The following is a 13,514-nucleotide window of genomic DNA, read 5'->3' as shown; positions in this document are numbered from 1 at the left end:
GTCAGGTCAGACCATGACGCCTTCCTTGTGCAGGAACGAGACCGGGTTGATCGCGGAACCGTAGTTCGGCGTGGTCCGGATCTCGAAGTGCACGTGCGGGCCGCTGGAGTTTCCGGTGTTGCCGGAGAGGGCGATCTTCTCGCCCGTCTTCACGGTCTGGCCGATGTGCACATCGATCCGCGACAGGTGGGCGTACTGCGAGTACACGCCGTTGCCGTGGCTGATCACGACGGCATTGCCGTACGCGGGGCCGTCACCGCCGCCGTTCGGACCGGCCTTCACGACGGTGCCACTGTGCGTGGCCTTCACCTCGGTACCGATCGGCACGGCGAAGTCCTGGCCGGAGTGCTTGTGGGCCCAGCGGGCGCCGTCGTTGCCGAAGCTCGCGCTCAGCACGTAGTGGCGCACCGGGGTCTCCCAGGCGGCAGCCTTCTTCACGGCCGCCTTCTTGACCGCCGCGCGTTCGGCCTCGGCCACCTTGGCCGCCTTGCCCTGCACCGCCGCCTGCTTGGCGACCGAGTCGGCCGCGCTGGTATTGATCAGGCTCGCGGCGTCGGGGGCACCCGCCGTGCCGGCCGCGAACGCAGCACCCACGCCGAGAACCATCGACGTCCCCAGGCCGGCTGCCACCACGGCGCCACGGACACGGGACAGGGACGGGCGACGGGAGTGCTGGAACGAAACGCGCTTCGACATAAGCGGAGAACCTCCGGAGATGACTGGACCCGACGCTTCCGCCGGGCTGGCCATCCCTTGGTAACCCGCACCCCCACCAATGCTCAAACACCCCATCTACGAACAAAAGCCGTAGCGAGGGCCTCGGGAATTCACCGGCGCGGGTTTCGCGCACCCCATGCCCCGACTCATCGAAACTCTCTTTTCGGACAGGTTTAACCCCAGGCCCAAACCGCCCTAATCGGACTAAACATAGCGATCCGGGCCCTTCTCCTTCCGCCCTCGAAAACCCCTCTCCACGCAGGGGCAAAGGCCCCCGACGCGATCACGGCGCCTGCCCCTATCACCCCTAGTAGGCCCGGAACGGGCTGTGCGCCTTGTCACGGCCGGCGAGGCCTGAGGCCGTCCGATTCGGGACCTTCGGCCTGCAACCCGACTACGCTGATGCGGCGACCGGCTCGGCGCTCCCGGGGGGGGCAGGCCATGGCCAGTGACGCCGTGGGCGCAGCGGGGCGGCGCAGCCCGGCCGCCCCCGTGCGGCTCGGTGTCCTCCACAGCGCCCAGGCGCTTTCCCGACTGCGAGATCACGGCTTCCCCGACATCCAGCGGTACGGCCCCGAGCAGCATCTGGAGGCCGACCAGCACCACCGCCACCGTCCTGCCCATGGCCGGCTGTGCGGCCTGCTGGTCTGCGAGCTGGCCCCCCGCCGCCCGTCGGGGGCGAGTCCGGGCCCCCGTCGTTACGGGGCATGTCCGGCGGTCCGGTCTTCGCCGGGACGTCATGCTCGGCATCGCACGGCAGATCCCTGGCAACGCGGCGGCCGGCGCGTGGAGTACGTGCCGCTCGCCACTGACGGCAGCACCGCGGGGACGGCGGCACGGCGGCACGGCGGCACGGCAAAAGGGGCTGCCCCGGACCGTTCTCACGGTTCCGGGGCAGCCCCTTCAGGTGCTCAGGCGCTCGGGGGCGTCCTTACACGTCCTTCGACATGTTCGGGCCCGCGCCGCCTGCCGCCTGCTCGATCGGGGGGACGTCGGGCAGAGCCGACTTCTCCTCGCCGCGGAAGGTGAACTTCTTCTCCTCACCCTCGCCCTCGGTGCCGACGACCACGATGTGACCGGGGCGCAGCTCACCGAAGAGGATCTTCTCGGAGAGGATGTCCTCGATCTCGCGCTGGATCGTCCGGCGCAGCGGCCGGGCGCCCATCACGGGGTCGTAGCCCTTCTTCGCCAGCAGCGACTTGGCTTCCGAGCTCAGCTCGATGCCCATGTCGCGGTCCTTCAGGCGCTCGTCCACCTTGGCCAGCATGAGGTCGACGATCTGAATGATGTCTTCCTCGGTGAGCTGGTGGAAGACGACCGTGTCGTCGACACGGTTGAGGAACTCGGGGCGGAAGTGCTGCTTGAGCTCTTCGTTGACCTTGTTCTTCATCCGCTCGTAGCCGGTCTTGACGTCGCCCTGGGCTGCGAAGCCCAGGTTGAAGCCCTTGGAGATGTCCCGGGTCCCGAGGTTGGTCGTCATGATGATGACCGTGTTCTTGAAGTCCACGACCCGGCCCTGGGAGTCGGTCAGGCGACCGTCTTCCAGAATCTGGAGCAGGGAATTGAAGATATCGGGGTGGGCCTTCTCGACCTCGTCGAAGAGGACGACGGAGAACGGCTTGCGGCGCACCTTCTCGGTGAGCTGGCCGCCCTCTTCGTAACCCACGTAGCCGGGGGGAGAACCGAAGAGGCGGGAAACCGTGTGCTTCTCGCTGAACTCCGACATGTCGAGGGCGATCAGCGCGTCCTCGTCACCGAAGAGGAATTCGGCGAGCGTCTTGGAGAGCTCCGTCTTACCGACACCGGACGGGCCGGCGAAGATGAACGAGCCACCGGGACGCTTCGGGTCCTTCAGTCCGGCTCGCGTACGGCGGATCGCCTGCGAGAGGGCCTTAATGGCGTCCTTCTGGCCGATGACGCGCTTGTGGAGCTCGTCCTCCATGCGCAGCAGACGGGACGACTCCTCCTCCGTCAGCTTGAAGACCGGAATGCCGGTCGCGGTGGCCAGGACTTCGGCGATCAACTCGCCGTCGACCTCGGCCACGACGTCCATGTCGCCGGCCTTCCACTCCTTCTCGCGCTTGGTCTTCGCGGCGAGAAGCTGCTTCTCCTTGTCGCGCAGGGACGCGGCCTTCTCGAAGTCCTGCGAGTCGATCGCGGACTCCTTGTCGCGGCGGACACCCGCGATCTTCTCGTCGAACTCGCGGAGGTCCGGCGGCGCGGTCATCCGGCGGATGCGCATCCGGGAACCGGCCTCGTCGATCAGGTCGATCGCCTTGTCCGGCAGGAAGCGGTCCGAGATGTACCGGTCAGCCAGCGTCGCGGCCTGGACCAGCGCCTCGTCCGTGATGGAGACGCGGTGGTGGGCCTCGTAGCGGTCGCGCAGACCCTTGAGGATCTCGATGGTGTGCGGCAGCGACGGCTCCGCGACCTGGATGGGCTGGAAGCGGCGCTCGAGAGCGGCGTCCTTCTCCAGGTGCTTGCGGTACTCGTCGAGCGTCGTGGCACCGATGGTCTGCAGCTCGCCGCGGGCCAGCATGGGCTTGAGAATGCTGGCGGCGTCGATCGCGCCCTCGGCGGCGCCCGCACCCACCAGGGTGTGGAGCTCGTCGATGAACAGGATGATGTCGCCGCGGGTGCGGATCTCCTTGAGGACCTTCTTCAGGCGCTCCTCGAAGTCACCGCGGTAGCGGGAGCCGGCGACCAGCGCACCGAGGTCGAGGGTGTAGAGGTGCTTGTCCTTGAGGGTCTCGGGCACCTCGCCCTTGACGATGGCCTGCGCCAGTCCTTCGACGACCGCCGTCTTGCCGACGCCGGGCTCGCCGATGAGAACCGGGTTGTTCTTGGTACGGCGGGACAGCACCTGCATGACCCGCTCGATCTCCTTCTCGCGCCCGATGACCGGGTCGAGCTTGGATTCGCGAGCGGCCTGGGTGAGATTCCGGCCGAACTGGTCGAGCACCAGGGACGTGGAGGGCGTGCCTTCCGCGGGGCCGCCCGCGGTTGCCGCCTCCTTGCCGCCCGAGTAGCCGGAGAGCAGCTGGATGACCTGCTGCCGCACCCGGTTCAGGTCGGCGCCCAGCTTCACGAGGACCTGGGCTGCGACGCCCTCGCCCTCGCGGATCAGGCCGAGCAGGATGTGCTCGGTGCCGATGTAGTTGTGGCCGAGCTGGAGGGCCTCGCGGAGCGACAGCTCCAGGACCTTCTTGGCCCGGGGCGTGAAGGGGATGTGCCCGGACGGGGCCTGCTGGCCCTGGCCGATGATCTCCTCCACCTGCTGGCGGACCGCCTCGAGCGAAATCCCGAGGCTCTCCAGGGCCTTAGCGGCGACACCCTCACCCTCGTGGATAAGGCCCAGGAGGATGTGCTCGGTGCCGATGTAGTTGTGGTTGAGCATCCGGGCTTCTTCCTGAGCCAGGACGACAACCCGCCGCGCGCGGTCGGTGAACCTCTCGAACATCGTTAATCGCTCCTCAGAGCGGTCAGGCAGTAAGGGGTCGGTCCCCTCCCTGTCCTTCCGCAGCTTAGTCCCGCAAGCGGGGACCGCTCATTCCAACTGCCGACACCGTCCTTGGCCTCCTGCCCCGAACGCCGACATCTGCTCCAACCCGATGGTGCGAGACGATGTTCCCGCAGGCCAGGCAGATACCCCTTTCGCCAGTACGCCGATGGCGAACGTGAGATGCCCGAGCCTGCGTGTCGCCCCTCCCCACTAGGGATGTCTTACCCGCAATTACAGACAGTCCATGCGGCGCACGCCGGTTCCCTCCGCTACGGGCGAACATCTTCGCGCTCTCGAATACGTCTCCACGCCCCCATAACGGACACACTGGGCGCTCGGCCGCAGACCCTGCGTAACTCCTGGGGTGCTCGGCCGTTCTCCTGACATGGCCATCACCGCCCCGTCCATCCTGCAGTCGCTCGCCGACGAGCAGGAGGGTCACGCCGAATGCACACGGTGGGCGCAGTGGTACGAGCGCGAGCTCGGCTGGGCAACGGAGGGCACCACACCGGTGCGGTTGCTGACCGGGCTGCGGTTCGACGCCCTGGAAGTGCCTGCGGCCGCCGGCCATGCGGCGCTGCGGCGGGTGGGCCGGACCGGACCTGTGGCGCTGACGGGATCGCGGATGAGCCTGCTGGTGACAGCGGGAAGCGCCGACGAGTTGCCCGGGCTGCTCGACTGGCTGGAGTGGGGCGGTGTCGCCCTCTCGCTGACCGCCATCGGTACGGGCGGTCGGATCACTGCGCCGACGCCGCCCGGTCGGGTGGCGGGCCGGTCGGGGGCCGCCGTATGGCTGCGGCCCCCCGGGCTGCGGCACGAGGGAGAGCCGGAGCTCCCGGCCCTGGTCGGCCTCGGGAGCAGGGGTGGGGATGCTCCCGATCTCGTACGGCTCGTGGACGCGGTGGCGACGGAATGCCACCGGGTCCGATTGATGCGCGCCCGAACGGGGCGGTCGACCGATGAGTCGACAGCTCAGCCGTTGGCCTTCTCGTAAGCCTCACGGATCTCCGCGGGAACACGGCCACGGTCATTCACATTGTGGCCGTTCTCGCGCGCCCACTTACGGATCTCCGCGGTGTCCTTGTTGCCACCCGTGACGGCACGGCCCTTGCCACGGCCGGCCGCTGCACGGCCACCCGTACGCCGGCCACCCTTGGTGTACGGCTCAAGAAGACCGCGGAGCTTGTCCGCGTTGCTCGTGGTGAGGTCAATCTCGTACGTCTTGCCATCCAGAGCGAACGTGATCGTCTCGTCCGCCTCGCCACCGTCGAGGTCATCGACAAGAAGGACCTGAACCTTCTGTGCCACCGGATTTCCTTTCATCGAAAATGCAGTACGCGGAAAGGAAACCGCTTTTCCCCGAAAAACACAAACCCCCGGCAGAGGTTCAGGATCCCGAGAAGACGGGAAACGTGCGCGATTCGGACATAGGGCTACGGCTTCTTGCGGCGGTCACAGGTGCAGAAGCATCCGACTGTTGCCCAAGGTGTTCGGCTTCACTCGTTCGAGACCCAGGAACTCTGCGACACCCTCGTCATAGGAACGCAGCAGCTCGCTGTAGACATCTCCGTCGACCGGTGTCTCTCCGATCTCCACGAAGCCGTGCTTCGCGAAGAAGTCGACTTCGAAGGTGAGACAGAAAACCCGCCGTACGCCCAGCCAACGGGCGGTCTGCAACAACTTGTCCAGTACTTGATGCCCGACTCCGGCACCCCTGATGCTGTGATCGACTGCGAGAGTGCGCACTTCGGCGAGGTCTTCCCACATCACATGCAGTGCCCCGCAGCCGATGACCCGGGCGTCCTCGTCGCGTTCTGCGATCCAGAACTCCTGGATGTCCTCGTAAAGCGTCACCGTTGCTTTGTCGAGCAAGATGCCTTCGCGTACGTACCCGTCGAGGAGACGGCGGACCGATGCCACATCGCTGGTCCTGGCACGGCGGACTGTGATGGCCACGTTTATAACCGACGGTTTGGTACGGAAATCGGTATGCGGAAGCTCTGAGGACATACCCAGACGCTATCGCCCGGTCTCCGGGTCCGCGCCATCGGCCGGATCTTCGGCCGCTTCTCCGGCCGGTTCATCAGTCGGTTCATCGACCCCTTCATGGGTCGCTTCATCCGCCGCTTCGCCGGACGGCAGCTCGGAGGCCCCGTGCAGGTTGGGCAGAACGATCCGCATGGCGTCCTTGAGGGCCTCGCGCTGCTCGGCGGACATCATGCCGAAGAAGGCGACAAGAGCGGCGGCGGGGTTGTCGCTGTGCGACCAGGCTTCGTTCATCAGTGCGGCCGAGTAGGCGGCGCGGGTGGAGACCGCCGTATATCGATATGCGCGGCCGTCGACTTCCCTGCGTACCCAGCCCTTCTGATGGAGATTGTCCATTACCGTCATGACGGTGGTGTAGGCGATGGAGCGTTCCTGCTGAAGGTCCTCAAGGACTTCCCGCACGGTGACCGGACGGTTCCATTGCCAGACCCGCGTCATCACGGCGTCTTCCAGATCTCCCAATTGACGGGGCACAATGTCACTTTAGTGCCAGATGCCGGGAATGCTCGGCTATTTACGCAGCAAAAGGGCGCACGACTCTTGACGAGTCGTGCGCCCTTCGCGTGCTGCGAGGTCCGGGGAAGTCAGACACCGTCGCGCGGCGCCTGCTGGACCGACTCGGCGCGACCGATCGCCATGTCCACGGCCGCGTCCTCCTTGGCCTTGTTGGGACCGCCCTGGCTCTTGACGATCGTCACGACGAGGCCGATGAAGAAGGCGGCCATCACCACGGGGGGCACGAGCGCGGATACGTAGTCCATGGCATCCAGAGTAGCGAGGCCGGTACCGGCTTCCGCGCGCCCCCTCCGCGTTGCGTCGGGGCTAACCCGCGGCCCACTGCTGCGGCGGCGGGACCGGACGGCGGGGCGGGAAGACCTCCGAGGGTTTCGGCGCCGGGCGCTCGGACGGCGGGGCCGGCCGGGGCGGGGCCGCCGGGGTCTTCGGCCGTTCGGGTTCGGCGTCGACGGCCCGGCCGCCGGGCAGGGCGAGGAGTCGGCTGCGGGGTGCGGGGGCCGTCGACGGCGCGGAGCGTCCGGCGAGGCGGGCCCGCACCGACCGCTCCGCGAGCGCCTGACAGCGCTCCAGGAGCGCCGCGGCCACCGGTCTGTGGCGCAGGGCGCGCAGCGCGGCGAGGTCATCGGGACGGGGGTCGTATCCGCCCGCCAGGGCGTCCTGGAGAAGCTCCAGATAGCCGCTGACGGAGCCGGGGAGGGCGTTGCGATAGCGGACGAGGTCGGCGAGGAGGAACGTGCGCAGCCGTCCCGCTTCGCCGACCGCCTCGTCCACGGCGCCTGCCAGCCGCAGGCAGTCCTGGACATCCTCGTCGGGCAGGGGTGTGGGGTGAAGGGCGATGGAGAGGGCGCGTCGGAGCACACGCAGCTCGTCCGCGCTGAACGCCATACCGCCGCGTGATCCGTAAGGCGTGGGCATGACGCGACAATACGTGCTAAATGGACAAAATCGGCTTAACTGGCCGTTGGCGGCGCGGCGGCGGCCCCCGTTCCGCCGAACCGTTCCCGCAGGTGCGCCCCGTATCCGCTACATCCGGGACACATTCCGCTCGTACACCAGACGCAGACCGATGAGGGTGAGCCAGGGCTCGTGCTCGTCGATGACGGAGGACTCGCCCAACACCATCGGCGCAAGGCCGCCCGTCGCGATGACGGTGACGTCGTCGGGGTCGGCCGCCAGCTCCTTCTTCATCCGTGCGACGACACCGTCGACCTGGCCCGCGAAGCCGTAGATGATGCCCGACTGCATCGCCTCGACCGTGTTCTTGCCGATCACGCTGCGCGGCCGGGCCAGCTCGATCTTGCGGAGCTGGGCGCCCTTGACGCCCAGTGCCTCGACCGAGATCTCGATGCCGGGGGCGATGACACCGCCGGTGTACTCGCCGCGGGCGGAGACCGCGTCGAAGGTCGTGGCCGTGCCGAAGTCGACGACGATCGCCGGACCGCCGTACAGGTCGACGGCGGCGACCGCGTTGATGATGCGGTCCGCGCCGACCTCCTTCGGGTTGTCCATCAGGATCGGCACCCCGGTCTTGATGCCCGGCTCGACGAGGACCGCGGGGACGTCGCCGTAGTAGCGGCGGGTCACCTCGCGCAGCTCGTGCAGGACGGCCGGGACCGTGGAGCAGATCGCGATGCCCTCGATGCCGTCGCCCAGTTCCTCACCGAGCAGCGGGTGCATGCCCATCAGGCCCTGGAGCAGCACCGCGAGCTCGTCCGCGGTGCGGCGGGCGTCGGTGGAGATCCGCCAGTGCTCGACGATCTCCTCTCCGTCGAACAGGCCGAGGACGGTGTGGGTGTTGCCGACGTCGATGGTGAGCAGCATCAGACGCCGGCCCCGTCGGTGTCGCGGAAGTCCAGGCCGATGTCGAGGATCGGCGAGGAGTGGGTGAGCGCGCCGACCGCCAGGTAGTCGACGCCCGCTTCCGCGTAGGCGCGCGCGGTGTCGAGGGAGAGCCGGCCGGAGGACTCCAGGACCGCGCGGCCGCCGACCAGGGCAACCGCCTCGGCCGTCTGCAGCGGGGTGAAGTTGTCCAGCAGGATCAGGTCGGCGCCCGCGTCGAGGACCTCTCGGACCTGCTGCAGGGTGTCGACCTCGACCTCGATCGGTACGTCCGGGAACTCATCGCGTACGCGCTTGAAGGCCTCGGCCACGCCGCCCGCCGCGACGACGTGATTGTCCTTGACCAGCGCCGCGTCCGACAGCGACATGCGGTGGTTGACGCCGCCGCCGCAGCGCACCGCGTACTTCTCCATGGCGCGCAGGCCCGGGGTGGTCTTGCGGGTGTCGCGGACCTTGGCCTTCGTGCCTTCGAGCGCATCGGCCCAGGCGCGGGTGGCGGTCGCGATGCCGGAGAGCCTGCACAACAGGTTGAGTGCGCTGCGCTCGCCGGTGAGCAGGTCGCGGGTGCGGGTGGTGACGGTCAGCAGCTTCTGGCCGGGGGCGACGCGGTCGCCGTCCTCGACGTGGCGCTCGACCGCGAACTCGTCCGTGCAGACGATGGACAGGACGGCCTCGGCGATGCGCAGGCCGGCCACGACGCCCGCCTCGCGGGCGGTGAAGTCGCCGGTGGCCACGGCGTCCTCGGAAACGGTCGCGACGGTGGTGACGTCGACACCGCCGTCGAGGTCCTCCTCGATGGCGACGTGCGCGACGTCCTCGACCTGGACCGGGTCCAGGCCCGCGTCCGCGAGGAGCTGGGCGAGGTCGGGGTCGAGGCCGCACTCCAGGGGGTCGAGCTCGTAGAGCTCGTCCCCGCCGCAGCCGCAGCCGTCCCCGCAGCCGCCCGCGGACGGTGCGGGCGCGCCGATCTGGATCAGCGGTACGTCCACGGGTGTGGGGCGCGGATTCTCTTCGGGCGTGCTCACGGTTACGGCTCCTCGGTGACGTCGGCGGGGTGAATCAGTGGTGCTGCTGCTGCGCAGTCTGGTGCCTGCGTCGGGTGTACGGGCCCGAATGCCTCGGTCTCCGTCCGACGGAGGACCGGTTGACGCTCCGGGGTGAGCCGGACGACGAGGTGGCGGCGCCAGTTCTCGTCGTCGCGCTCGGGCCGGTCCTCGCGCCAGTGGCAGCCGCGGGTCTCCTCGCGCCGGCGGGCGGCGGCGACCAGGACGCGCGAGACGAGGAGCAGGTTGGTGGCCTCCCACGCCTCGACACCGGGCACCGCGACCTTGGGCTCGGCGGCCCCGGCGGCCTCGGCGGCGCTGTTGTGCAGGGCCTCCAGCTGCTCGGCGGCGGCGGCCAGGCTCTCGGCGGAGCGCAGGACTCCGGCGCCCCGGGTCATGATCCGCTGGATCGTGGCGCGTGCCTCGGGGGCGAGGAGCGGCGAGGGGGCGGGAAGGGTGCCGGTTGTCGCGGCGCCCGCGCTGGGCCGGTCCCCGACGATGTCCGCCGCGATGCGCTCGGCGAATACGAGGCCCTCCAGGAGGGAGTTGGACGCCAGCCGGTTCGCGCCGTGCACGCCGGTGCAGGCGACCTCGCCGCAGGCGTACAGGCCGGGCACGGTCGTACGTCCCCGCAGGTCGGTGCGGATGCCGCCGGAGGCGTAGTGCGCGGCGGGGGCGACCGGGATGGGTTCGGTGATCGGGTCGATGCCATGGGCGCGGCAGGCCGCCAGGATGGTGGGGAAGCGCTGTTCCCACATCGCGGCGCCGAAGTGGCGGGCGTCGAGATACATGTGCTCGGTGCCGTTCAGCTGCATCTGGCGCGTGATGGCCTTGGCGACGATGTCGCGCGGCGCCAGTTCCGCCAGTTCGTGCTGCCCGGCCATGAAGCGCGTACCGGACGCGTCGACGAGATGGGCGCCCTCGCCCCGTACCGCCTCCGACACCAGGGGCTGCTGGCCCTCGGCGCCGGCGCCGAGGAAGAGGACCGTCGGGTGGAACTGGACGAATTCGAGGTCGGAGACCTCCGCACCGGCCCGCAGCGCCAGGGCCACGCCGTCGCCCGTGGAGACCGCCGGGTTGGTGGTGGCGGAGAAGACCTGGCCCATGCCGCCGGTGGCGAGGACCACCGCGGGGGCGCGGACCGCGCCGACACCGTCGTGCTGACCCTCGCCCATGACGTGCAGGGTGACGCCCGCGGTACGGCCTTCGGCATCCGTGAGAAGGTCCAGGACGAGAGCGTTCTCGACGGTGTGCAGGGCGGCTTCGCGGACCGCTTCGACCAGGGCGCGGGAGATTTCGGCACCCGTCGCGTCACCGCCCGCGTGGGCGATACGGCGGCGGTGGTGGCCGCCCTCGCGAGTCAGCGCGATGTCGCCGCTGTCCGTGGTGTCGAAGTGGGCGCCGGTCTCGATCAGCCGGCGTACGGCGTCGGGGCCCTCGGTGACCAGGGTCCGTACCGCGGCCTCGTCGCACAGGCCCGCGCCCGCGACCAGGGTGTCGGCCAGATGCTGCTCGGGGGTGTCGCCGTCGCCGAGGGCAGCCGCGATGCCGCCCTGCGCCCAGCGGGTGGAGCCGTCGTCGAGGCGGGCCTTGGTGACCACGACGGTGGCGAGGCCCGCGGCTGCGCAGCGCAGCGCGGTGGTGAGACCGGCCACGCCGGAGCCGACCACCACGACGTCGGCGTCGATGGACCAGCCGGGGGCGGGGGCGGTCAGCCGTATTCCGGTCACGTGGTGGCTCCGAAGGTCAGCGGGATGTTGTCGATCAGGCGGGTCTTGCCGACCTTCGCGGCGATGGCGAGGATCGCGTCACCGGTGGTGCGGTCGTCGGGGATCTCGGTGAAGTCGGCCGGGTCCACGAGCGCGAGGTAGTCCAGGGCGAGCGGCGGCTGTTCGGCGGCCGCGTCGTCGAGGATCAACTGCGCGGCGGCGCGTACCGCCGCGGGTCCGTCCACGGGGCGGGCCAGCGCCACCGCCTGGGTGTCGGCGGCCGCGCGGGTCTCGCCGAGCGCGGTGAGCGCGGCGGCCCTGCCGGTGGTCGCCGCGGTGGTCTGCGCGCGGGCGTGCAGCGCCTGCTGGGCGGCGAGCCTGTCCCGCGCGGCGAACAGGGCCCGGGACAGGGCGAGTGCGGTGTGCCGTTCCTCGGCGTCCAGGAAACGGTTGCGGCTGGAGAGCGCGAGGCCGTCCGGTTCGCGGACCGTCTCCACGCCGACGATCTCCACAGGGAAGTTCAGATCGCGCACCATGCGGCGGATCAGCGCCAGCTGCTGGGCGTCCTTCTGCCCGTAGAACGCGATGTCGGGGCGGGTGAGGTGCAGGAGCTTGGCGACGACGGTGAGCATCCCGTCGAAGTGCCCGGGGCGGGAGGCTCCTTCGAGCCGCTCGCCCATGGGGCCCGCCGAGATCCGGACCTGCGGTTCGCCGCCGGGGTAGACCTCGTCGACGGACGGCGCGAAGACCGCGTCCGCCCCGGCGGCGCCGGCCACGGCGAGATCGGCGTCGAGGGTACGGGGGTAGCGCTCCAGGTCGGCGGCCTCGCCGAACTGGAGCGGGTTGACGAAGACGGTGACGACGACCTGGCCGTGCGTGCCCGCGGCCGCACGTGCGGTACGGATCAGGGTGGCGTGGCCCTCGTGCAGTGCGCCCATGGTCATGACCACGGCCCGCTGCCCCTTGAGGGGGGCGAACGCGGCGAGTTCGGCGGCCGTACGAAGAAGGGTGGCCGCGGGGGCGGTGCCGGGCGTGCGGGGCGGGGCGGCGGTGTGGGGCGTACCGGACGTGCCGGGCCTGCCGGTCCTGTTTGTCATCGGGACTCCTGTGATCCGGTGCCGCCCGTCGTGCCGGCGCCGTCGGCCAGGACTCCGAGCAGGTCCTCGGCCAGCTCCGGCTTGAGCATGCCGTGGGCGAGTGCGCGGTCGGCGGTGGCGCGGGCCATCGCGACATAACCGGCCACCGCCTGCGGAGCGTGCCTGCGCAGCTCGCCGATGTGCGCGGCGACCGTGCCCGCGTCGCCGCGGGCCACGGGGCCGGTCAGCGCGGCGTCGCCGGAGCGCAGGGCATTGTCGAGCGCGGCGCCCAGGAGGGGGCCGAGCATCCGGTCGGGGGCGGCGACCCCGGCCGTACGCAGCAGCTCCATCGACTGGGCGACCAGGGTGACCAGATGGTTCGCGCCGAGGGCGAGCGCCGTGTGGTAGAGCGGGCGGGACTCCTCCGCGATCCATTCGGGCTCGCCGCCCATCTCGATGACCAGCGCCTCGGCCGCGAGCCGCAGCTCCTCGGGGGCGGTCACGCCGAAGGAGCAGCCGGCCAGCCGCTGGACGTCGACCGAGGTGCCGGTGAACGTCATCGCCGGGTGCAGGGCGAGCGGCAGGGCGCCGACCCGCAGAGCCGGGTCCAGCACCTTCGTCCCGTAACGCCCCGACGTGTGGACGATCAGCTGTCCCGGCCGCACGGCGCCGGTCTCGGCGAGGCCCTCGACCAGGCCGGGCAACGCGTCGTCGGGAACGGTCAGCAGCACCAGCTCGGCGCGCGCGAGGACTTCGGCCGGGGGCACCAGCGGTACGTCGGGGAGGAGGGCGGCAGCCCTGCGCACGGACGCGTCGGAGACGCCCGACACGGCTACCGGTCGGTGCCCGGCGAGTTGCAGGGACGCGGCGAGAGCGGGGCCGACGCGGCCCGCGCCCACGACGCCGACCGTGAGGCGGGCGGGGCGGTCCCTCGCGTCGAGGGGCTCCTTGGGGACTTTTGCATTCACGCGGCAGTGGCCTTCCGTTCCAGTCCGCGGGGGGTACCGGACGATTTCTCTGCATGCTACGCCAGCGTTTCGCCCTGGCTCCTGGCTGTCCACAGCCT

At 70.0% G+C, this 13,514-nt stretch carries 13 protein-coding genes; 1 reads left to right on the top strand and 12 read right to left on the bottom strand.

Annotated features, from left to right (window positions below; all coding sequences use genetic code 11):
• Positions 1-6: 6 nt before the first annotated feature.
• Together NRF20_RS25345 and NRF20_RS25340 are read right to left on the bottom strand one after the other, a co-directional pair.
• Positions 7-696 carry a M23 family metallopeptidase gene (locus NRF20_RS25345; protein ID WP_266360513.1) on the bottom strand — a complete coding sequence of 230 codons (690 nt, stop codon included), beginning with the start codon at positions 694-696 and terminating at the stop codon, positions 7-9.
• A 952-nt stretch (positions 697-1,648) separates the two neighbouring features.
• Positions 1,649-4,177, bottom strand: a complete 2,529-nt coding sequence (locus NRF20_RS25340; RefSeq protein WP_093894034.1) for an ATP-dependent Clp protease ATP-binding subunit — start codon at positions 4,175-4,177, stop codon at positions 1,649-1,651.
• A 427-nt stretch (positions 4,178-4,604) separates the two neighbouring features.
• On the opposite strand from NRF20_RS25340, the gene NRF20_RS25335 reads away from it, so the two are divergent.
• Complete coding sequence (locus NRF20_RS25335) at positions 4,605-5,213, top strand: SCO3374 family protein (protein WP_413753314.1); 609 nt, start codon at positions 4,605-4,607, stop codon at positions 5,211-5,213.
• Here NRF20_RS25335 and NRF20_RS25330 read toward each other — a convergent pair.
• The 10 genes from NRF20_RS25330 to NRF20_RS25285 all read right to left on the bottom strand — a co-directional run bounded on the left by NRF20_RS25330 (position 5,192) and on the right by NRF20_RS25285 (position 13,416).
• Complete coding sequence (locus NRF20_RS25330; RefSeq protein WP_266360508.1) at positions 5,192-5,527, bottom strand: histone-like nucleoid-structuring protein Lsr2; 336 nt, start codon at positions 5,525-5,527, stop codon at positions 5,192-5,194. The genes NRF20_RS25335 and NRF20_RS25330 overlap by 22 nt on opposite strands.
• A 144-nt stretch (positions 5,528-5,671) precedes the next feature.
• A complete protein-coding gene (locus NRF20_RS25325; RefSeq protein ID WP_398628070.1) occupies positions 5,672-6,229 on the bottom strand; it encodes an amino-acid N-acetyltransferase in 558 nt (185 codons plus the stop codon).
• A gap of 9 nt (positions 6,230-6,238) precedes the next feature.
• Positions 6,239-6,739 (bottom strand): BlaI/MecI/CopY family transcriptional regulator, encoded by a 501-nt coding sequence (locus tag NRF20_RS25320; protein ID WP_398628071.1) that lies wholly within the window; start codon positions 6,737-6,739, stop codon positions 6,239-6,241.
• 110 nt (positions 6,740-6,849) lie between these two features.
• A complete protein-coding gene (locus NRF20_RS25315) occupies positions 6,850-7,026 on the bottom strand; it encodes a hypothetical protein (RefSeq protein ID WP_266360502.1) in 177 nt (58 codons plus the stop codon).
• A 61-nt stretch (positions 7,027-7,087) separates the two neighbouring features.
• Positions 7,088-7,666 (bottom strand): hypothetical protein, encoded by a 579-nt coding sequence (locus NRF20_RS25310; protein ID WP_398628584.1) that lies wholly within the window; start codon positions 7,664-7,666, stop codon positions 7,088-7,090.
• A gap of 138 nt (positions 7,667-7,804) precedes the next feature.
• The gene (locus NRF20_RS25305; RefSeq protein WP_114245204.1) at positions 7,805-8,602 is read right to left on the bottom strand and encodes a type III pantothenate kinase; all 798 of its coding nucleotides are present in this window, start codon (positions 8,600-8,602) and stop codon (positions 7,805-7,807) included.
• Entirely contained in the window at positions 8,602-9,645 is a 1,044-nt protein-coding gene (nadC, locus tag NRF20_RS25300) for a carboxylating nicotinate-nucleotide diphosphorylase (protein ID WP_398628072.1), read from the bottom strand. Before nadC ends, NRF20_RS25305 begins: the two co-directional genes overlap by 1 nt.
• Before the next feature lie 2 nt (positions 9,646-9,647).
• A complete protein-coding gene (locus tag NRF20_RS25295) occupies positions 9,648-11,393 on the bottom strand; it encodes an L-aspartate oxidase (RefSeq protein ID WP_413753313.1) in 1,746 nt (581 codons plus the stop codon).
• The gene (gene panC / locus NRF20_RS25290) at positions 11,390-12,469 is read right to left on the bottom strand and encodes a pantoate--beta-alanine ligase (RefSeq protein WP_413753312.1); all 1,080 of its coding nucleotides are present in this window, start codon (positions 12,467-12,469) and stop codon (positions 11,390-11,392) included. The genes NRF20_RS25295 and panC overlap by 4 nt, the downstream gene beginning before the upstream one ends.
• Entirely contained in the window at positions 12,466-13,416 is a 951-nt protein-coding gene (locus NRF20_RS25285; protein WP_413753311.1) for a Rossmann-like and DUF2520 domain-containing protein, read from the bottom strand. The genes panC and NRF20_RS25285 overlap by 4 nt, the downstream gene beginning before the upstream one ends.
• Between the last annotated feature and the right edge of the window lie 98 nt (positions 13,417-13,514).

Source organism: Streptomyces sp. R-74717 (genome assembly GCF_047305335.1).
GTDB lineage: Bacteria > Actinomycetota > Actinomycetes > Streptomycetales > Streptomycetaceae > Streptomyces > Streptomyces atratus.
Note: the sequence above shows the minus strand (reverse complement) of the source record. Positions and strands in the feature narration are given on the sequence as shown.